Origin of the sequence: Phenylobacterium sp. (assembly GCF_037138395.1) — a bacterium.
Taxonomy (GTDB): Bacteria; Pseudomonadota; Alphaproteobacteria; order Caulobacterales; family Caulobacteraceae; genus Phenylobacterium.
This window is the reverse complement of record NZ_JBAXIM010000014.1, coordinates 1-21,017: the sequence shown is the minus strand read 5'-3', so window position 1 is coordinate 21,017 and position 21,017 is coordinate 1. Positions and strand designations below refer to the sequence as shown.

The following is a 21,017-nucleotide window of genomic DNA, read 5'->3' as shown; positions in this document are numbered from 1 at the left end:
GGCATGGACGCGGCGCAATCCTTCTGGGCCACGCCGGGCGGCTGGACCCTGATCACCGTCCTGCAGATCCTGGCCGTCCTGGGCTGGCTGCTGATCTCGCTGGCCTTCTTCATGTACGGCGATCGCAAGATCTGGGCCGGCGTCCAGATGCGCAAGGGCCCCAATGTCGTCGGCCCCTTCGGCCTGCTTCAATCCTTTGCCGACCTGCTCAAGTTCATCCTCAAGGAGATCGTCATCCCCGACGGGGCGGATAAGACGGTCTTTCTTCTGGCCCCGATCCTGACCTTTGCCCTGGCCCTGGTGGGGTGGGCGGTCATTCCCCTGGCCCCCGGCTGGGTGGTCTCGGACATCAATGTCGGCGTCCTCTACCTCTTCGCCATCTCCTCCCTGGGCGTCTATGGCATCATCATGGGCGGGTGGGCCTCGAACTCGAAATATCCCTTCCTCGGCAGCCTGCGCTCGGCGGCGCAGATGGTCTCCTACGAGGTCTCCATCGGTTTAGTGGTCATCACGGTCATCCTGCTTTCGGGAACGATGAACCTGAACCAGATCGTCTTGAAACAGGCTGGCGGCTTCTGGAACTGGAACGTCTTCGGCGGTGGTCTTCACAACCTGCCCATCGCCCTCGTCATGATCCCCATGTCGGTGATCTTCTTCATCTCGGCCCTGGCCGAGACCAACCGCCCGCCCTTCGACCTGCCCGAGGCAGAGTCCGAGCTCGTGGCGGGCTACCAGGTGGAGTACTCGTCCTCGCCCTTCCTGCTCTTCATGATCGGCGAACTGGCGAACATCATCCTCATGTGCGCCATGATCTCGATCCTGTTCTTCGGGGGATGGCAGGCGCCGCTGGACCTGGCCTTCGTTCGCGAATGGTCGCCCACGGCGCAGAGCTTCTACGGCTTCATGTGGCTGTTCCTGAAGATCCTCTTCTTCTTCTTCCTGTTCGCCATGGTGAAGGCCATCGTTCCCCGCTACCGCTACGACCAGCTCATGCGGCTGGGCTGGAAGGTCTTCCTGCCCATCTCCCTGGTCGCGGTAATCCTCGTCGCCGGCTGGCGTGTCTTTGGACAGGGTGTCGCGTGAGGCTGGCCCTTGTCATCTGCCTGTCGGCCGCGGGGCTCCTGGCGTCCGCCTGCGCTTCGACCCCCGAAGGGGACGTGGCGACCTACGACACCCTGCGCGAGGCGCGGGAGCAGTGCCGCAGTCAGGGCAAGGATCTGGTGCTCCGGCCGGACGGCAATGACCGCCGTGTGTCGGGCTACGAGTGCAAGGGAAAGTAGGACGGCATGTTCAATCGCATTTCCCAGGTGGTCCGGGGCGCAGCCCTCGCCGATTTCGTCGGTGCCTTCGGCATGGCCCTGGTCTACATGGCCCGCCCCAAGGCCACGGTGCTCTATCCCTATGAGCGGGGTCCGCAGTCGCCCCGGTTCCGAGGCGAGCACGCCCTGCGGCGCTATCCCAGTGGCGAGGAGCGTTGCATCGCCTGCAAGCTCTGCGAGGCCATCTGCCCAGCCCAGGCCATAACCATCGAGGCCGAGCCCCGCGAGGACGGCAGCCGCCGGACGACCCGCTACGACATAGATATGGTCAAGTGCATCTACTGCGGCCTGTGCCAGGAGGCCTGCCCGGTAGACGCCATCGTCGAGGGTCCGAACATCGAATACGCGGTCGAGACCCGCGAGGAACTCTACTACGACAAGGAACGCCTGCTCGATAACGGAGACCGTTGGGAGCGGGAGATCGCCAAGAACCTGGAGATGGACGCGCCCTACCGGTAACCCCGGTTGGCGATTCCGAACGTGCTGGAAACCTCGTCGTCTCCCCCCGGAGTTCGGCGGTTCAAGAAGAGGGACTGAGCCCGGTGGCCTTGCAGGCAATCGCATTCTATCTGATGTCGGCGGTGACGATCGTGGCGGGTCTTGGCGTGGTTTCGGCCCGCAACCCCGTGCACTCGGTCCTCTTGCTCATCCTGGCCTTTTTCTCGGCGGCGGGGCTCTTTGTTCTCATGGGGGCAGAGTTCCTGGCCATGCTGCTGGTCGTGGTCTACGTCGGCGCCGTGGCGGTGCTCTTCCTCTTCGTCGTCATGATGCTGGATGTGGACTTCACGTCCCTGCGACAGGGCTTCGCCCGCTACATGCCCCTCGGGGCGGCCGTAGCCGGGGTCCTCGCCTTCGAGATGGTCACCGTCTCGGCGGTCATCGCCAACCGCGGGCAGGCGGCGGACTCAACAGGCCCCATGGCGTCCGCGTCAGGCGTCGCCAACGCCGAGACCATCGGCCGGGTCCTCTACACGGACTATATTTACTTCTTCCAGGCGGCGGGGCTGGTCCTTCTGGTGGCCATGATCGGCGCCATCGTCCTGACCCTGCGCCACAAGCCGGGGGTCAAGCGCCAGGTCATTGCCGACCAAGTCGCCCGAACACCCGCCACGGGCATGCGCGTCGTCTCGGCCAAGTCTGGCGAAGGGATCCAGGAATGATCATCGGTCTGGCGCACTATTTGGCGGTTGCCGCCATCCTGTTCACCATCGGCGTGTTCGGAATCTTCGTGAACCGCAAGAACATCATCGTCATCCTGATGTCCGTCGAGCTCATCCTGCTGGCGGTGAACATCAACTTCGTCGCCTTCTCGAGCTACCTGCACAATGTGATCGGGCAGATCTTCGCCATGTTCATCCTCACCGTCGCTGCCGCCGAGGCCGCGGTCGGCCTGGCGATCCTGGTGACCTTCTTCCGTAACCGCGGGGACATCGCCGTGGACGACGCCTCCGTGATGAAGGGCTGATTTCCAGAGATGACTGCGCAAGCCTTTCTCCCGATCATCGTTTTCGGACCCCTCGTCGGGGCCCTCATCGCTGGCCTCTTCGGCTCCCGCCTGGGCGCTCTGGCCTCCCAGGCGGTGACCACCGGCCTCCTGGTCCTGTCCGCCGTCCTGTCCTGGGTCGTCTTCGCCCAGTGGACCTGGGGCGGGCTGGAGCCCTTTACCCTGACCCTGGCCCCCTTCATCCAGGTGGGCGAGTTCATCTCCAACTGGTCGATCCGCCTCGACGGCCTGTCGGCCGTCATGCTGGTGGTGGTCACCACGGTCTCGGCCCTCGTCCACGTCTACAGCTGGGGCTACATGGCCGAGGATCCCTCCCGGCCGCGGTTCTTTGCCTACCTGTCCCTCTTCACCTTCGCCATGCTGGCCCTGGTGACCGCCGCCGACTTCATGCAGCTGTTCTTCGGCTGGGAAGGGGTGGGCCTGGCCTCCTACCTGCTGATCGGCTTCTGGCATTACAAGGACAGCGCCAACGCCGCCGCTATCAAGGCCTTCGTGGTCAACCGGGTGGGCGACTTTGGCTTCGCCCTCGGCATCATGACCGTCTTCTGGATGTTCGGCTCGATCCAGTTCGCTGAGGTCTTCTCGCACATCGACGAGATTGCCGGTTCGAAGTGGCGGTTCATCGGCTACGACTGGTCCGCCGTTGACCTCGCCTGCGGCCTGCTCTTCATCGGTGCCATGGGCAAGTCGGCCCAGTTCTTCCTGCACACCTGGCTGCCCGATGCCATGGAGGGCCCGACGCCCGTCTCGGCCCTGATCCACGCGGCCACCATGGTCACCGCCGGCGTCTACATGGTCTGCCTGCTATCGCCCCTGTTCGAGGTCGCCCCGGTCGCCCGGGACATCGTCACCGTCATCGGCGCGGTCACGGCCCTGTTCGCGGCCACGGTCGGCCTGGCCCAGAACGACATCAAGCGAGTGATCGCCTATTCGACCTGTTCGCAGCTCGGCTACATGTTCTTCGCCGCCGGGGTGGGTGCCTACCAGGCGGCCATGTTCCACCTCTTCACCCACGCCTTCTTCAAGGCCCTCCTGTTCCTGGGCGCCGGCTCAGTCATCCACGGCATGCATCACGAGCAGGACATGCGGCGCATGGGCGGCCTGTGGCGCTACCTGCCGGTGACCTATGCAGTCATGACCATTGGTACGCTGGCCATCACGGGCTTCGGCATTCCCGGCCTGCACCTTGGCCTCTCTGGCTTCTATTCGAAGGACACCATCATCGAGGCCGCCTGGGCTGCCGCCAACACCCATGGCGGGGTGGCCGCCTTCGCCTTCCTCGTTAGCCTCATGGCTGCGGGCCTGACCGCCTTCTATTCCTGGCGCCTGGCCTTCATGACCTTCCACGGGACCCCCAAGTGGGCCGGGGAGGGTGCGCATGGCCACGATGACCACACCCATGTCCACGACGACCATGCTCTAGCCGCCCATGCGCATGACGACCACGCGCACGACGACCACGGGCACGGCCACGGCGCGCACACGCCGCACGAGAGCCCAGTCTCCATGCTGGGGCCGATCGTCATCCTCTCCCTAGGCGCCCTGGCCGCCGGCTATGTCTTCGTGGACAAGTTCGTGGGCGAGGGTCGCGACGCCTTCTGGCGCGGCGCCATCGTCAACGGACCGGCCAACAAGGTGCTCGAGCACGCCCACCACGCCCCGACCTGGGTGCTCTGGGCACCCCTGGTGGTGTCGGCCATCGGCTTCGCGACCGCCTGGTATGTCTATATCGCCAACGAGGGCATGGGCGCGCGCCTCGCCGCTCGCAAGGGACCGGTCTGGTCCTTGCTCTACAACAAGTGGTTCTTCGACGAACTCTACCAGGCCACCTTCGTGCGCGGGGCCCGCCTGCTGGGCGACCTGTTCTGGAAGGTCGGGGACCAGAAGATCATCGACGGCCTGGGCCCCGACGGCGTTTCCGCCGTCTCCGCCGCCTTGGGTCGCCGCACGGGCCAGCTTCAGACCGGCTACCTGTACCACTACGCCTTCGTCATGCTGCTCGGGGTGGCGGGTCTCCTGACCTTCGCCCTCTGGGCCTGGCGGGCTTGAGGGGGGCGAGACAATGACCGGCATCCTTTCCCTCATCACCTTTGCGCCCGCCCTGGGCGCGGCTCTCCTCCTCGCCCTCCGCGCCGGCCGTCCGGCCTCGGTCGGGGGCGACGGGACCGCGCGCTGGATCGCCCTCATCTCCAGCCTTGTCACCCTGGGCCTGTGCGTCCTCTTGATGATGAGGTTCGACACCGCCAATCCCGGGTTCCAGTTCGTCGAGGACATCCCCTGGTTCGCCGGTATTCACTACCGGATGGGCGTGGACGGGATTTCCATCCTGTTCGTCGTCCTGACAGCCTTCCTGACGCCTGTCTGCATCGCAGCGTCCTGGACGTCGGTGGATCAGAGGGTGACCTCCTATATGGTCGCCTTCCTCCTGCTCGAGACCCTCGTGATCGGCGTCTTCTGTGCCCTAGACTTGGTGCTTTTCTACACCTTCTTCGAGTTCGGCCTGGCGCCCATGTTCCTGATCATCGGGATCTGGGGCGGCAAGCGGCGGGTCTACGCGGCCTTCAAGTTCTTCCTCTACACCCTGCTGGGGTCGGTGCTGATGCTGGCCGCCGTCCTGGCCATGATCGGCACATCAGGCACCAGCTCCATCCCGGAACTGATGGCCTTCCGGTTCGAGCCCTGGATGCAGACCTGGCTCTGGCTGGCCTTCTTCGCTTCCTTCGCGGTAAAGATGCCCATGTGGCCGGTCCATACCTGGCTTCCCGACGCCCACGTCGAGGCGCCCACCGCGGGCTCGGTCATCCTGGCAGGCATCCTCCTGAAGATGGGGGGCTACGGCTTCCTACGCTTCAGCCTGCCCATGTTCCCCCAGGCTTCCGAGACCTTCGCGCCCCTGGTCTTCGCCCTGTCGGCCATCGCCATCATCTACACCTCGCTGGTGGCCTTCCGTCAGACCGACATCAAGAAGCTGATCGCCTATTCGTCAGTGGCCCACATGGGCTTCGTGACCATGGGCATCTTTTCCTTCGACGTGATCGGCGTGCAGGGCGCCATCTTCCAGATGTTGAGCCACGGGGTCATCTCCGGCGCGCTCTTCCTCTGCGTCGGCGTCGTTTACGACCGTATGCACACCCGCGATATCGCCTTCTATGGCGGACTGGTGAAGCGCATGCCGGTCTTCGCCGCCGTCTTCCTGTTCTTCACCATGGGCAATGTTGGCCTTCCCGGCACGTCGGGCTTCGTGGGCGAGATCATGACCCTGACCGGCGTCTATTTCAGCTCCACCTGGACGGCGGTCGCGGCCTCGACGGGCGTCATTCTTTCGGCGGTCTACGCCCTCAGCCTCTACCGTCGGGTCGTCCTGGGCGAGATGACCAATCCGGCCCTGGCCGAGATCACCGACATGAACCTTCGCGAGATGCTGATCTTTGCACCGCTGGTGATCGCAACCCTCTGGCTGGGCTTCCAGCCTGGCCTCGTCTTCAACCTTACCACCAGTTCGGTCGACGGCCTTCTTGGCGCCTTCCGCACCGCGGTCGGTCACTGAGGGAGGTCAAAGGAAACCGCAATGTTCACCACTGACCTCGCCCTCGCTACGCCCCAGCTCATCCTCGCCTTAGCGGCGCTTGCCCTGCTGGTCATAGGGGCCTTCCTGCCGCGCCCGGACCGGGTGGTCGGCTTTGGGGCCATGGCCGCCCTGGCTATCGCAACCTTCGCAGCCGCCACAGGCCCCAGGGGACTGGCATTTCACGGGGCCCTGTCCGCCGACGCGGCCTCGGTCTTCGCCCAGGTGGTGATCTATCTGAGCAGCCTGGTGGCGATCCCCCTTGGACAGGGCTGGTTCGCCCGGCGGGGGATCCGGCTTTTCGAATTCCCGGTCCTCATCCTCCTGGCCGCCCTCGGCATGGGGATGATGGCGGGGGCGGGCGACCTCTTGTCCCTCTATGTCGGCGTGGAACTCCAGTCCCTTGCCCTCTACGTCCTGGCTGCCCTGCAGAGGGATGATGCCAAGGCCTCGGAGGCCGGCCTGAAATACTTCGTCCTGGGCGCCCTGTCCTCGGGCCTGTTGCTCTATGGCGCCTCCCTCGTCTACGGCTTTTCCGGCGCCATCCGCTTTGACGCCATTGCGGCGGCGGTGCAGGGGCAGGCCGGAACCGGCATCCTCTTCGGCCTGGTCTTCATGATCTGCGGCCTGGCCTTCAAGATCTCGGCCGCGCCCTTCCACATGTGGACGCCGGACGTCTACGAGGGCGCGCCTACGCCAGTGGTGGCCTATTTCGCCGGGGCGCCGAAGCTGGCCGCCATGCTGCTCTTCGCCCGGGTCCTGGCCGAAGCCTTCCCCGAAGCCATCCCACAGTGGCGCCAGGTCCTCATCCTGATCGCCCTGGCCTCCGTGGCTGTGGGGGCTCTGGCGGGCCTGGCCCAGACCAACCTGAAGCGCCTCTGGGCCTATTCCTCCATCGCCAACGTCGGATACGCGGTCCTTGGACTTGCGGCGGGTACTGCCGAGGGGATCCAGGCCATGCTCGTCTTCATGGCCCTCTACAGCGTGTCGGTGATGGGCTTCTTCGCCTGCCTTGCGGCCCTGTCGCGCAACGGCCGGCCCCTCGAGACCCTCGGGGATATGGCGGGCCTCTTCCAGCAGCGCCCCTGGCTCAGCCTGGCCCTGACCATCTTCGCCCTGTCGGGTCTGGGCCTGCCGCCCTTCGCCGGCTTCTGGGGGAAGTACTATGTCTTCAAGGCGGCGGTGAATGCCGGTGATCCCATCCTGCTCTGGGCCGCCGTTGCGGCCCTGGTCGGCACCGTCATCGCCGCCTTCTACTACCTGCGCCTGGTCAAGGTGATGTGGCTCGACCCGGCGCCTGGGCCCACCGATACGCCGCCCGTCGAAGCCGGGATCATCGCCATCAGTGCCGCAGCCTTCACCTTTCCGGTGGTGCTGGCCCTGATGCCGGCGATCGACAGTTACGCCAAAGCGGCCGCCGCCGCGCTCGGCCTGGGCTAGGTGAGCCTCCCGCCCATCGAGAGCCACGCAGTCCTCGACTCGACCAACGCCGAGGCCCGGCGACGGGCCGAGGCCGGGGACTTCGGTCCGGTCTGGATCCACGCCCTGGAACAGACGGCTGGCCGCGGCCGGCGCGGACGACCCTGGCGGGGCGGCGAGGGGAACCTTGCCGCCACCCTCCTGACCCCGGTCGACCAGCTTCCGGCCCAGGCGGCCCAGGTGTCCTTCGTTGCCGCGGTCGCCCTCTGCGAGACCGTCAATGCCCTGGCTGGCCCCACCGCCTCGAGGCTCCGCTGGCCCAATGATCTCTATGTCGCCGGCGGCAAGGCGGCGGGCATTCTCCTGGAGTCTGGGCCAAGGCCGGGAGGCGGCCTTTGGCTGGCGGTCGGGATCGGCGTCAACCTGGCCCTGGCACCGCCCGCCGACCAGGTCGAGCGCCCGGCCAGCGCCCTTGCGGACATTGCAGGCTTCCAGCCGCCGTCCCCGGCCGCCTTTCTTGTCCGCCTCGCCGAGCGTTTCGAGGCCTGGCAGCAGGTCTGGTCGCGGGAAGGCTTCGCCCCGGTCGCCGCGGCCTGGACCGGGCTGGCGGATGGCCTCGGCGGTCCCTGCACGGCCCGGCTTCCCGACCGGACCCTTTCGGGCGTTGCAGAAGCCCTGGACGCTGACGGCGCCCTGCGCCTGCGCCTGGACGGCGGCGAGACGGTCCGGATCACCGCCGGCGATGTTTTCTTCGGAGGCGACTGATGCTGCTGGCCATCGAACAGGGCAACACCAACACCCTCTTTGCGGTGCATGACGGAAGCGATTGGGTCGCCCAGTGGCGCACCGCCACCCAGTCCACGCGGACGGCGGACGAGTACGCGGCGTGGATGTTCCAGCTGCTCGCCATGACCGAACTGAAGTTCGAGATGCTCGACGCCTGCATCATCTCCAGCGTCGTACCCCAGTCGGTCTTCAACCTGCGTAACCTCGCCCGGCGCTACCTGAAGGTAGAGCCCCTGGTGATCGGCGAGAATGTCGACCTCGGCATTCCCGTGCGCCTGGAGAAGCCCTCCGAGGCCGGCGCGGACCGGCTGGTCAACGCCATCGGGGCCCACGCGGTCTTTGCCGGGGATCTGATCATCATCGACTCCGGCACCGCCACCACCTTCGACATCGTCGCCGCCGACGGGGGCTTCGAGGGTGGCGTCATTGCCCCAGGTATCAATCTCTCCATGGAGGCCCTACACACTGCGGCCGCCAAGCTGCCCCGGGTGGCCATACGCCGCCCGGTAAAGACGATCGGCAGGGATACGGTGGGGGCCATGCAGTCCGGCGTCTTCTGGGGCTATATCGCCCTCATCGAGGGGCTTATTGCCCGAATCAAGGCTGAGTGGGGGCGACCCATGACTGTGGTCGCCACCGGAGGGGTGGCCTCCCTCTTCCAGGGTGCCACCGACGCCATCGACCATTTTGACTCCGACCTGACCATCCGGGGCCTGCTGGAAATCCATCGCCGCAATTCAGGAGTCCGCTAAGTGGCAGGCCCGCGCCCCGACGACGAACTCGTTTTCCTGCCCCTCGGCGGGTCCGACGAGATCGGTATGAACTTCAACCTCTACGGTTACGGCCCCCCAGACCGGCGTCGCTGGATCGTGGCGGACCTGGGCGTGACCTTCGGTGGGCAGGATACGCCCGGCGTCGACATCATCCTCCCGGACCCGAGCTGGATCGAGGCGCATGCCGATGACATCCTCGGGATCGTCCTGACCCACGCGCATGAAGACCACATCGGCGCCGTGGCCTGGCTCTGGCCGCGCCTGCGGGCCCCCCTCTACGCGACGCCCTTCACCGCCTTCCTCCTGCGAGAGAAGCTGCGGGAACGGAACCTCGAGGATGAGGTCGAGCTGAACATCGTGCCCCTCGGCGGGCGCGTGGTCCTGGGGCCCTTCGACGTGGAGATGGTCACCCTGACTCACTCCATCCCCGAGCCTAACGGCCTGGTGATCCGCACGCCCCTGGGGGTGGTTCTGCACACCGGCGACTGGAAGATCGACCCCAACCCCCTGCTGGGTGAGGTCACCGACACTGAGACCCTGCGCCATCTCGGCGATGAGGGCGTCCTGGCCATGATCTGCGATTCCACCAATGTCTTCGTGGAGGGGCGGGCGGGGTCCGAGGCCGACGTTCGGGAAGAACTGGTCAAGGTCATCGCCGCCCAGACCGGCCGGGTCGCCGTCGCCTGTTTCGCCTCCAACGTGGCGCGCATGGAGACCGCCATCGTCGCTGGACGGAGGGCAGGGCGGAAGATCTGCCTCGTGGGCCGTTCGATGATCCGGATGGCTGCCGCTGCGCGCCATGTGGGCATGGACGTGGATTCCCAAGGCTTCATCTCCGAGGCCCAGGCCTCGCACCTGCCGCCCGACCAGGTCCTCCTGCTGTGCACGGGCAGCCAGGGTGAGCCGAGAGCGGCCCTCTCGCGCATCTCAGACGCCTCCCATCCCCACATCCGACTGGGGGCGGGGGATACCGTTATCTTCTCCAGCCGGGTCATCCCCGGAAACGACATCGCCATCCAGGACATGCAGAACCGGCTGGCCGAGCGCGGGGTCAGGCTCATCACCGACCGGGAGCACCCGGGCATCCACGTGTCCGGCCATCCCTGCAGGGACGAACTGGCCGACATGTACGCCTGGGCCCGGCCCCAGATCTCGATACCCACCCATGGCGAGCGGCGGCACCTGCTCGAGCACGCCGCCTTCGCCCGGGAGCTGCAGGTACCGCAGACGGTGGCCCTCCGGAACGGCGACATGGTGCGCCTCGCGCCGGGCCGGGCTGAGATCATCGACGAGGTCCCCGCCGGACGCATCTATATCGATGGCGGCTTCCTGACCCCCCAGGATGGCGAGCCCCTGCGCGAGCGGCGCCTTGCCGCCTCCAGCGGTGTCCTCCACGCCGCCCTGGTCATGGACGGCCGGGGCCGTATCGCCTCCGGCCCCCAGGTCCGCGCGGTCGGCCTGCCCGGTGACCCGGAGCGACCACTGGACGACCTGCTCGACGACCTGGCCGATGCCGCCGAGGCCGCCGTGCGGCGTTTGGATGGCGACCAACGCGAGATCGATGCCGAGGTGGAAGCCGCCATCTCCCGGGCCCTCAAAAAGGCCGCCCAGCGAATCTGGGGCCGCCGCCCCCTGGTCCAGACCACCCTCCTGAGGCTCTGAGACGCAACCCGGCACCTTGCCAGCGGCTCGGCTTTCGCAGACCCTTCCGCCAAGAGCAAAAAGGGGGAGAGGGGCATGTCGGCCTACAAGGGTGTGCGTATCGCTGATTTCACGCAGGGCGTGGCCGGGCCCATGGCCTGCATGCTGCTGGGTGACTTCGAAGCCGAGGTCGTCAAGGTCGAGCCGCTGGGCGGGGACCGGCTGAAGGACCATCCCGGCTATCCGGCCTGGAACCGCAACAAGCGCATCGTCACCCTGGACCTTTCGGACCCGTCCGACCTTGAAAAGGCCCGGGACCTGGCCAGGGCCGCCGACATTGCGGTCTTCGATCACCCTCCGGGCGACCTGGAGGCCCTCGGCCTGGACGCCGCGACCCTCCGGGAGGTTGCGCCGGATCTGATCCACGTCTGGATGCCGCCCTATGGCACCCGAGGCCGGTGGAGCCGAATGCCGCCCCGGCACAGCCTGCTGGCGGCGGCCTCCGGCATCGCCTTCCGGCAGGGGGCCTATGGCGACAGCCCTGTCCACATGATCCTGCCCCTGGCCTGGTATGGTCAGGCCGTGATGGGCGCCGCGGCCATGGGGGCGGCGCTCTATGAACGCGGCGCCTCGGGTCAGGGCCAGGCGGTGACGGTGAGCGGCCTCAACGGGGTGTCCGAGGTTGGCGGCGTGGTCATGGTTCTGGACCAGCCCCGCCTACCGCGCGGCACCCCCCAGGGGGGCTCTCCCAGCTATCGTCTCTACCAGTGTGGTGACGGGAACTGGTTCTTCATGGCCACCCTCTTCATGCCCTTCTACCGCAAGGCGATCGACGCCCTGGGCCTCGGCGCCCACTGGGAGGGACTGGCCCTGAACCCCCAGCTCGCCCTTGAAGTGCTGGAGGACATCTTCCGGAGCCAGCCCCGGACGCACTGGCTGGGCCTCTTGACCGAGGCCGGAGTGCCCTGTGCGCCGGTGGGCGACCGGACCACCTGGTTCGCTGGCGAGGTGGTGCGGGATGCGGGGCTTCGGTTGGAATTCGACGATCCGGTCCGGGGTCGGCTGGCCATGCCCGGGCCGCCCGTCCGGCTTTCGGCGACGCCCGCCTCGGTCCGTTCACTTCCGGCACCTGGCCCGCTTCCCGTCTGGGCACCAAATCAGCCCCTCGCCGCCGGGCCTGGGGCCAGCCGGCCCTTGGAGGGTGTGCGGGTCCTCGACATGGGTTCGGTCATCGCCGGCGCCTTGGCCGGGGCCGTCCTCGCCAACCTTGGCGCCGAGGTCATCAAGATCGAGTCCCCCGACGGCGATCCCTTCCGCTCGGATGGCGGGCCCTTCCTCACCTGTAACCGTGGCAAGCGCGGGCTGGGCGTCGACCTGAAGCAGCCCGGGGCGAAGGAAATGTTCCTCGACCTTGTCCGCCAGTCCGACGTGGTGCTCGACAACTACCGTTTCGGTGTGCGCAAGCGGCTGGGCGTGGACTATGAGGCCCTGCGCCAGGTCAATCCCCGGATCATCTCCTGCTCTGTCAACGCCTACGGCGATGCCGGTCCCCGGGCGCCCCTGCCGGGCTTCGATCCCCTGCTGCAGGCCGAGGGCGGCATGATGGCGGCCCAGGGCGGCGACGCCGAGCCGGTCCTGCACACCATTGCCGTCAATGACGTGGCCACCGCCGGCATTGTCGCCTTTGGCATCCTCTCGGCCCTCAACGCCCGTCACCAGACCGGGGAGGGGCAGGAGGTCATCACCAGCCTGCTGGCCCAGAGCCTCACCTTCCAGCTGGGTGAGGTCGTGACCTGGGAGGGACGGCCCCCGGCACCTAAGGGCGGGGTCGACTGCCTGGGGCTCAGCCCGGTCCACCGTTATTACGAATGCCAGGACGGATGGCTTGCCGTTGCCGCCGAGAGCCTCGTCGAGGCAGAGGCCCTGCTGACCGTTCTCGGGACGCCGGCGGATCCCGCGGACGCCCTCTCGGCGCCCCCCGAGGGGCCCCTTGCCGGGCGCCTGGCAGACATACTGGCGGGACGTACCCGCGACGGGGTCCTGGACGCCCTGGAGGCGGCGGGTGTTCCCTGCATCCCCTGCGTCCGCGGCTACGAGGCCTACGAGGATTCCTGGCTGGCGGAGAACGGTGTCTTCGTGGCCTGGAAGCACCCGCGCCTGGGCGAGGCGGTGGGGGTGCGCAGTTACGCCGACTTCGACCGTACGCCAGGCGGCTTCCGCCATCCTGTCCCCGATGCCGGCGAGCACACGCGCGAGGTGCTTGCGGACTTCGGCCTGTCGGCGGAGCGGATCGAGGCCCTGCTTGGGTCCGGCGCGGTCTTCGAGCCGGCTGCGGCCCGGACCCACCTGCGGGACGGCGGCGCGGCCCTCTTCATCCAGTGACCCTGGGTCATGGATGACGCCGGCCCTGCGCCGTTGTATGCATCCAGAATGATTGGAAGACTGAACCATGTCGGGGTTGCCACCCCCTCAATCGCCGAGTCCGTTAAGCTCTATCGCGACGTCCTCGGCGCCACGCACATCTCGGCGGTCAAGGCCATGCCGGAGCAGGGCGTCAATGTCTGCTTCGTCGACCTGCACAACAGCCAGATCGAGCTGATCGAGCCCCTCGGCGAGACCTCACCCCTGCAGGGCTTCCTGGCGAGGAACCCGTCGGGCGGTCAGCACCACGTCTGTTTCGAGGTCGCGGACATCCTTGCAGCTCGTGACGACATGGTGGCCAAGGGCGCGACCGTGCTGAACAATGGTATCCCCAGGATCGGGGCCCATGGCACGCCGGTGATCTTTGTTCATCCGAAGACCATGGGCGGGGTCCTGGTGGAGCTGATGGAGACCCCGAAGGTCGCCCACCCATGAACCCCTTCACCGCCATCGCCATCTACCTCACCATCTGGTGGACCGTGCTCTTTGGGGTCCTGCCCTTGGGCGCGAAGTCGTTCGCCGAAGCCGGGATCAAGCCCCCTGGGGGCGGCGATCCGGCGTCACCGGTCAACCCACGCCTGAAGGAGAAGTTCCTGCTCACGACCGTGGTGTCAGCGGTGATCTTCCTAGTCTTCTTCCTGCTCCTGCACTTCGGTCTTATCCAGCTTGTCCTGGGGCGGCGTCCGGTCTGAGACGGGGGCTAACGCCTGTTCCGGGGGCACCTTTGCCTTTGATCGCACAGGCTTCGGGCACCGCTACAAAAGTCCACCGGCAGGGCTACCTCTTTCGGGACAGGCCAGGCAGGACCGGCTTTTCTATCCCTACCGATGCAAGTCGGAGATCTCCCCGAGATGGAGAAGGTCGCCCAGCTCCCGGGCGGCCTTCTTTTCGTCCGCAAAGCGGGGCATAGCGATCCGGTCTTCAACTCCCGCGAGTCCATGGCCGCCTCCCTTTCCCCCGATCCGCAGACCGTCCAGCCCGCCGGCCCCTTCAGCCGCTGGGAGCGCATGGTCGCCGGGCGCTACCTCCGCTCACGGCGCCGCGAGGGCGGCGTCGCCCTGATCGGTGTGATCGCCTATGTCGGGATCGCCCTGGCCGTGGCCGTCCTGATTATCGTCATGAGCGTGATGAACGGGTTCCGGGCCGAGCTCCTGTCCCGGATCCTGGGTTTCAATGGCCATGTCTTCGTCACCTCGGCGCCCGCCGCCGGGCTCGATCCGGCGGCGCTCGCCCGGCGGCTTTCGGGCCTGCCGGGGGTCGTCCAGGCCGCGCAGGTCCTGGAGGGCCAGGTCATGGCCGTCGGCGATGGCCAGGTCGCCGGCGCTGTCGTCCGCGGTGTCTCCCGAAAGGACCTGCTGGCCACGCGCCTGGTCTCCCGAAATGTCACGCCTGGCGGCCTCGACGGCTGGGGCGAGGGCGAGTTCGGCGGCGAAAAGGTCCTGGTCGGCGAGCGTCTGGCCGCGAGCCTTGGACTGAGGCCGGGGGACCCTATCACCCTGATCTCGCCGACTGGCGCTGCGACCGCTTTTGGTGAGGCGCCCCAGCGCAAGACCTACATCGTCGGCGGACTCTTCAGCGTCGGCATGAGCGAGTACGACCAGACCTTTCTCTACATGCCCATTGAGCAGGCGGGCCTGTTCTTCGGCCGGGAGGGCGCGCCGGATTTCATCGAGCTCAGGCTGGCGGATCCGGACAAGGCTGCAGCGCTCAAGTCCGAGGTCGCTCGCATCGCCGGGCCGGCGGCCACGGTCACGGATTGGACAGAACGCAACGCTGCCTTCTGGGGTGCCCTGAAGGTCGAGCGCAATGTCATGCGGCTGATCCTGATGATGCTCGTCCTGATCGCGGCGGCGAACATCATCTCGGGCCTGATCATGCTGGTGAAGAACAAGGGCCGTGACATCGCCATCCTGCGGACCATGGGGGCGGGGCAGGGGTCGATCCTGCGCATCTTCTTCATGGCCGGTGCCGCCGTCGGCGTGGCGGGCGCCCTCACGGGCCTCGCCCTGGGCGTCCTGTTCTGCACCTTCATCGGCCCGATCCAGCAGGCTGTAGAGTGGGTGACCGGTGCCCGGGTCTTCGCCTCGGACGTCTACTACCTGTCTCGGATCCCCGCACAGGTCGACTGGGGTGAGGTCATGATGATCCTGGCCTGGTCCCTGGCGGCCTCCTTCCTGGCGACACTGCCGCCTGCCTGGCAGGCCAGCCGGCTCGATCCCGTGGAGGCCCTCCGATATGAGTGAGCCCAGCGTCGTCCTGGCCCTGCGAGACTTGCACCGCACCTACCGCTCGGGCGACCGCCTGCTCCACGTCCTGGACGGGGTGGAGCTGGATCTCAGGCAGGGCGAGATCGTCGGCCTCGTCGGGCCTTCCGGCTCGGGGAAGTCGTCCCTGCTTCACGCTGCCGGCCTCCTGGAGCGTCCTACCTCTGGCCGCGTCCTTGTCGAGGGGCAGGATTGTACGGATCTCTCCGACCCCCTGCGCACCCGGGTGCGTCTGTCCGCCATCGGTTTCGTCTACCAGGCACACCACCTGTTGCCCGAATTCACCGCCGAGGAAAACGTGGTCCTTCCGCAGCTGATGGCCGGGCGATCCCCCGACCAGGCGCGGACCCGGGCCCGCGCCCTTCTGAGCGAGATGGGATTGGCGGAGCGGCTCGAGCACCAGCCCGCCCAGATGTCTGGTGGCGAGCAGCAGAGGGTGGCGGTGGCCCGTGCCCTGGCGAACCAGCCTCGCATCCTGCTGGCGGACGAGCCCACGGGCAACCTGGACCCTGAGACCTCGGCCGCCGTGTTCGAGAGTCTTCGGTCGATGGTTCGGGGGCAGGGCGCCGCCGCCCTGATCGCCACCCATAATCTTGAACTGGCGGCCCGGATGGACCGCATCCTGACCCTGCGCCAGGGCCGGATCGTCGCAGTCTGAGTTTTACACGATCACCCCCTTGAAATGAGAACAAAACCGGAATAGGAACATTTCAGGAACGGTTTTGGGGGATTGCGACATGGCTCGACTCGTTAGGGAATCACTGGCCTTTGTATCGGTGGCTGGCTTCGTCTGGATGATGTGCCAGGTGGCGGTTCTGGCAGCCTGACGGAGACCGCAACGGTCTCTGGCCTGGGACGACCTCCAGGCTAGGCGGCAGTGGCAGGCGGAACGGACAGATGGCGATCGAAGGCGGCTTTATTCATCTGCGGGTGCGCTCGGCCTACTCCCTCCTGGAGGGCGCAGTCCGGGCTGAGGCCCTGGGTCGGCTCGCAGCGTCTCAGGGGATGCCCACCGTCGCCATAGCGGACCGTTGCAACCTCTTCGGTGCCCTGGAGTTCTCGGTCGCCTGCAAGGAGGCCGGGATCCAGCCCATCGTTGGCTGTGCCCTGCCGGTGACGGGCATAGGCGGGCGGTCTCCGGAGCGCTGGGCCAAGACCCCGACCCTCGTCCTGCTGGCCCAGTCGGAAGCCGGCTACCTGAATCTTTCCGAACTGTCCTCAAAGGCCTTCCTGGAGGCCGACGGGATCGAGGAGCCCTCGGTTCCCTGGTCAGAGGTGGCAGCGCGGGCCGAAGGCCTGATCCTGCTCTCGGGCGGAACAGAGGGTCCCGTCGACCCTCTGTTTGCGGCCGGAAAAGCGGAGGAAGGTGCCGCCGCCCTGGCCAGAATGGCGGAAGCCTTCGGGGATCGGTTTTATGTCGAGGTCCAGCGCCATGGCCTGGCCAGCCAGGCCGCCGCCGAGCCCGGGCTCGTCGCATGGGCCTATGCCAACGATGTTCCCCTGGTGGCCACGAACGACGTCTACTTTCCGGACGCAGACCTCTACTCCGCTCACGAGGCGCTGCTCTGCATCGCCGACGGTGCCTTCATTGGCCAGGAGGAGCGCCGGCGGGTGACGCCAGAGCACTGGTTCAAGCCGGCCGCGGACATGCGCGCCCTCTTCGCCGACCTTCCCGAGGCCTGCGACAATACGATCGATATTGCCCGGCGCTGCGCCTTCATGGTGGTCAAGCGCGATCCCATCCTGCCCCGGTTCCCGACGTCCGATGGCCGGACCGAGGACGAGGAATTGGCCAGCGACGCCCGGGAGGGCCTTCGTCTCCGGCTCGCCGCCCATGCCCCGGCCCTGCCGCTGGAAGCCTACGAGGCCCGGCTGGAGCAGGAGATTTCCGTTATCCAGAAGATGGGCTTCTCCGGCTACTTCCTGATCGTCTCGGACTTCATGAAGTGGGCGGTGTCGCAGGGGATTCCCGTCGGTCCCGGGCGGGGGTCCGGCGCCAGCTCCCTGGTGGCCTGGTCCCTGATGATCACGGGCCTGGATCCCCTCCGCTACGGCCTGGTCTTCGAGCGCTTCCTCAATCCCGAGCGGGTCTCCATGCCCGACTTCGACATCGACTTCTGCCAGGAGCGGCGGGAGGAGGTGATCACCTACGTCCAGCAAAGATACGGTCGCGACCGGGTGGCGCAGATCATCACCTTCGGTACCCTGCAGGCCCGCGCGGTCCTGAGGGACGTGGGTCGGGTCCTCCAGATGCCCCTGGGCCAGGTCGACCGGCTGGCTAAGATGGTTCCGGCCAATCCCGCGAGCCCGGTCACCCTGGCGCGGGCCATCGAGATCGAGCCCCGCCTCCAGCAGGCCCGGGATGAGGACGAGTCCGTCGCCCGCCTGCTGGAAATCGCCCTGCGACTGGAAGGGCTCTACCGCAATGCCTCCACCCACGCCGCCGGCGTGGTGATCGCCGACCGGCCCCTGACCGAGTTGTCCCCCCTCTATCGTGACCCCCGCTCGGACCTGCCCGCGACCCAGTTCAACATGAAGTGGGTGGAGAGCGCCGGCCTGGTGAAGTTCGACTTCCTGGGCCTGAAGACCCTGACGGTCATCGACCGGGCCATGAAGCACCTGGCCCGGCGCGGGGCGGACTTTGTCCTCGAGGGCCTGGCCCTGGATGATGCGGCCACCTACGAGTTGATGGCCTCTGGCCAGACGGTGGGGGTCTTCCAGCTGGAAGGGCAGGGCATGCGCGACACCCTGCGCCAGTTACGGCCCAACTCCATCGAGGACGTCACGGCGCTGATCTCGCTCTACCGGCCCGGCCCGATGGACTCCATCCCGGCCTATGTGGACACCAAGGCTGGCCGCAAACCCCTGAACGTCTACCATCCCCTCCTGGAGTCAGTCCTGACCGAGACCTACGGGGTCATCGTCTACCAGGAGCAGGTGATGAACATCGCCCGCATCATGGCGGGTTACTCCCTGGGCGAGGCCGATCTCCTTCGCCGGGCCATGGGCAAGAAGAAGAAGGAGGAGATGGACCAGCAAAGGGCCCGTTTCCTTACCGGTTCCGCCGAGCGCGGGGTGGATCCGGACCTTGCCGACACCCTCTTCGAGCTGATGGCCAAGTTCTCGGGCTATGGCTTCAACAAGGGTCACGCCGCCCCCTACGCCCTGATCGGCTACCAGACCGCTTGGCTCAAGGCGAACGCCCCGGTGGAGTTCTTTGCCGCCTCGATGAGCCTGGACATCTCAAATACCGACAAGCTGACGGTCTTCTACCAGGACGCCCGGCGCTTTGGCGTGGTGGTCCGTCCGCCAGACGTGAACCGGTCCTCCGCTGACTTCACGGTCGAGGATGGCGAAGTGCTCTACGCCCTTGGCGGCATCCGGAATGTGGGTCTCCAGGCCATGGAGCATCTCGTCGAGGTCCGCGCCTCCGGCGGGCCCTTCCGCGATATCTTCGACTTCGTGGAGCGGGTCGATCCCCGGCAAGTCAACCGCCGGACCCTGGAGACCCTCGCCCGGGCCGGCGCCTTCGACAGCCTGGGGCATGACCGCGCCCAGCTGATGGAATCCTCTGAAATCCTGGCCGGCTATGGCCACAGCGTCGCCGATGAGCGGGCCTCGGCCCAGGGATCCCTGTTTGGCGGCGACCAGGTGGAGGCCCAGCGTCCGCGCCTGCCCCGGGTGGAGACCTGGTCCCCGACCCGGCGCCTGGACGAGGAACTGGCGGCGGTCGGGTTCTACTTGTCCGGACATCCCCTCGAGGACCTGATGCCGGCCCTGCGTCGCCGGCGGACCGACCTGCTGACCGAGGTCATCCCCAAGGCCGAGGCGGGGGCCGAGGCCTTCCGCATGGCCGGCGTGGTGCGGCGGCGCCAGGAGCGTGCGTCCCAGGCCAGCGGCGACAAGTTCGCCTTCGTGACCTTTTCCGATCCCTCCGGGGAATACGAGGTGCTCTTCCCACCGGAGTCCCTGCGTCGCTGCCGGGACCTGCTGGAGCCCGGTCGGGCGCTCTCCCTTAAGGTGCGAGCCAAGGCGAAGGATGGCGAGGTACGTTTCTTCGGCGACGACGTCGAACCCGTCGAGACGGCCATCGAGAACGCTGTGGCCGGCTTGCGGGTACATGTGGCTCCCCGAAGCCTGGAGATCGAGGCCCTGAAGGCCCGCCTGACGGCCGCCGCACCGGGGCGGGGCGGGGAGATCGTCCTGGTCGCGCCGGTAGAGGGCGGACGCGAGATCGAGTTGCGCCTGCCAGGTCGTTTCGACCTCGGGCCAGCCATGCGCGGGGCCCTGAAGACGGCGCCAGGCGTCGTCTTCGTCGAGGACGTCTGAGCCCGGGTCTGGCTTCTGGACTTGCTTTTTCGCCGTTTCGGGCCTAAAGGCCGCGACATTCCACACGCAGGTGTTCGGTGGAGCCGGGGAGACATCCCGGCGGCGCCGTTCCGGTCCCCCGTCCGGGGGGTTTACCTGCGGAGGCTAACCGGAAGAAGAGGACCATCACCATGGCGCTCCCCGATTTCTCTATGCGTCAGCTGCTTGAAGCCGGCGCCCACTTCGGTCACCAGACACACCGCTGGAACCCGAAGATGGAACGCTACATTTTCGGCAGCCGATCGAATATCCACATCATCGATCTCTCGCAGTCGATCCCCCTGCTTCACCAGGCCCTGGTGAAGGTGCGTGAAGTCGCCGCCGGCGGCGGCCGCGTCCTGTTTGTGGGCACCAAGCGCCAGGCGTCCGATCCGGTCTCCCAGGCCGCCCGGCGTTGCGCCCAGTACTATGTGAACCACCGCTGGCTGGGGGGAACCCTGACCAACTGGCGCACGGTGTCGGGCTCGATCAGCCGCCTGCGCGAACTCGAAGCCGTCCTCGGGGCTGGCGAAGGCACCCGCACCAAGAAGGAGTTGCTGCAGCTGACCCGCGAGCGAGACAAGCTTGAACTGTCGCTGGGCGGAATCAAGGACATGGGCGGCATTCCTGACCTAATGTTCGTCATCGACACCAACAAGGAAGCCATCGCTATCCTGGAGGCTCGCAAGCTGGGCATTCCGGTGGTGGCCATCCTGGATACCAACTGCAATCCCGACGGCATCAACTACCCGATCCCGGGGAATGATGACGCCGCCCGCGCCATCCAGCTCTACTGCGACCTGCTGGCCGACTCCGTTCTTGACGGTCTGGCGGCTGGTGCTGCCGCTTCCGGCGTCGACCTGGGCGCCTCGTCCGAGCCGGTCGAGCCCGCCCTGGCCCGTGTCGTCCCACCGGTGGTCGAGGTCATTGCCGAGGCTGCACCCGTGGCCGTTGCCGAGGCCGTGCCCGAGGCTACAC

18 protein-coding genes are annotated in these 21,017 nt (G+C 67.0%); all 18 read left to right on the top strand.

From position 1 onward, the window contains the following. Positions 1–3 precede the first annotated feature (3 nt). Positions 4–1,083: an NADH-quinone oxidoreductase subunit NuoH gene (nuoH, locus tag WCJ52_RS02055; RefSeq protein WP_336901626.1), complete on the top strand. Its 1,080-nt coding sequence runs from the start codon at positions 4–6 to the stop codon at positions 1,081–1,083. Beyond that, positions 1,080–1,280: a hypothetical protein gene (locus WCJ52_RS02050; protein WP_336901625.1), complete on the top strand. Its 201-nt coding sequence runs from the start codon at positions 1,080–1,082 to the stop codon at positions 1,278–1,280. The genes nuoH and WCJ52_RS02050 overlap by 4 nt, the downstream gene beginning before the upstream one ends. Positions 1,281–1,286: 6 nt before the next feature. Next, positions 1,287–1,778, top strand: coding sequence for an NADH-quinone oxidoreductase subunit NuoI (gene nuoI, locus WCJ52_RS02045; RefSeq protein ID WP_336901624.1), 492 nt, complete (start codon positions 1,287–1,289; stop codon positions 1,776–1,778). An 83-nt stretch (positions 1,779–1,861) separates the two neighbouring features. Then, a complete protein-coding gene (locus tag WCJ52_RS02040) occupies positions 1,862–2,479 on the top strand; it encodes an NADH-quinone oxidoreductase subunit J (RefSeq protein WP_336901623.1) in 618 nt (205 codons plus the stop codon). Further along, entirely contained in the window at positions 2,479–2,784 is a 306-nt protein-coding gene (nuoK, locus tag WCJ52_RS02035) for an NADH-quinone oxidoreductase subunit NuoK (RefSeq protein ID WP_336901638.1), read from the top strand. The genes WCJ52_RS02040 and nuoK overlap by 1 nt, the downstream gene beginning before the upstream one ends. A 9-nt stretch (positions 2,785–2,793) precedes the next feature. Further along, positions 2,794–4,872, top strand: coding sequence for an NADH-quinone oxidoreductase subunit L (gene nuoL, locus WCJ52_RS02030; protein ID WP_336901622.1), 2,079 nt, complete (start codon positions 2,794–2,796; stop codon positions 4,870–4,872). A gap of 13 nt (positions 4,873–4,885) precedes the next feature. After that, positions 4,886–6,370 (top strand): NADH-quinone oxidoreductase subunit M, encoded by a 1,485-nt coding sequence (locus WCJ52_RS02025; RefSeq protein WP_336901621.1) that lies wholly within the window; start codon positions 4,886–4,888, stop codon positions 6,368–6,370. A gap of 21 nt (positions 6,371–6,391) precedes the next feature. Next, positions 6,392–7,828 (top strand): NADH-quinone oxidoreductase subunit NuoN, encoded by a 1,437-nt coding sequence (gene nuoN / locus WCJ52_RS02020; protein WP_336901620.1) that lies wholly within the window; start codon positions 6,392–6,394, stop codon positions 7,826–7,828. Further along, positions 7,829–8,572, top strand: coding sequence for a biotin--[acetyl-CoA-carboxylase] ligase (locus WCJ52_RS02015; RefSeq protein ID WP_336901619.1), 744 nt, complete (start codon positions 7,829–7,831; stop codon positions 8,570–8,572). Then, positions 8,569–9,345, top strand: coding sequence for a type III pantothenate kinase (locus tag WCJ52_RS02010; protein ID WP_336901637.1), 777 nt, complete (start codon positions 8,569–8,571; stop codon positions 9,343–9,345). Before WCJ52_RS02015 ends, WCJ52_RS02010 begins: the two co-directional genes overlap by 4 nt. A 66-nt stretch (positions 9,346–9,411) precedes the next feature. Further along, a complete protein-coding gene (locus tag WCJ52_RS02005; RefSeq protein WP_336901636.1) occupies positions 9,412–11,028 on the top strand; it encodes a ribonuclease J in 1,617 nt (538 codons plus the stop codon). Between the two features lie 75 nt (positions 11,029–11,103). Next, positions 11,104–13,389, top strand: coding sequence for a CoA transferase (locus WCJ52_RS02000; protein ID WP_336901618.1), 2,286 nt, complete (start codon positions 11,104–11,106; stop codon positions 13,387–13,389). Positions 13,390–13,437: 48 nt separating this feature from the next. Beyond that, positions 13,438–13,863 (top strand): methylmalonyl-CoA epimerase, encoded by a 426-nt coding sequence (mce, locus tag WCJ52_RS01995; protein ID WP_336901617.1) that lies wholly within the window; start codon positions 13,438–13,440, stop codon positions 13,861–13,863. Continuing rightward, complete coding sequence (locus tag WCJ52_RS01990; RefSeq protein ID WP_336901616.1) at positions 13,860–14,120, top strand: DUF1467 family protein; 261 nt, start codon at positions 13,860–13,862, stop codon at positions 14,118–14,120. The genes mce and WCJ52_RS01990 overlap by 4 nt, the downstream gene beginning before the upstream one ends. A 246-nt stretch (positions 14,121–14,366) precedes the next feature. Next, positions 14,367–15,671 carry a lipoprotein-releasing ABC transporter permease subunit gene (locus WCJ52_RS01985; protein WP_336901635.1) on the top strand — a complete coding sequence of 435 codons (1,305 nt, stop codon included), beginning with the start codon at positions 14,367–14,369 and terminating at the stop codon, positions 15,669–15,671. Beyond that, positions 15,664–16,350 carry an ABC transporter ATP-binding protein gene (locus WCJ52_RS01980; RefSeq protein ID WP_336901615.1) on the top strand — a complete coding sequence of 229 codons (687 nt, stop codon included), beginning with the start codon at positions 15,664–15,666 and terminating at the stop codon, positions 16,348–16,350. Before WCJ52_RS01985 ends, WCJ52_RS01980 begins: the two co-directional genes overlap by 8 nt. Before the next feature lie 239 nt (positions 16,351–16,589). Further along, a complete protein-coding gene (gene dnaE / locus WCJ52_RS01975) occupies positions 16,590–20,021 on the top strand; it encodes a DNA polymerase III subunit alpha (RefSeq protein ID WP_336901614.1) in 3,432 nt (1,143 codons plus the stop codon). Between the two features lie 170 nt (positions 20,022–20,191). Then, on the top strand, positions 20,192–21,017 hold an 826-nt coding region (rpsB, locus tag WCJ52_RS01970; RefSeq protein WP_336901613.1), incomplete at its 3' end, for a 30S ribosomal protein S2.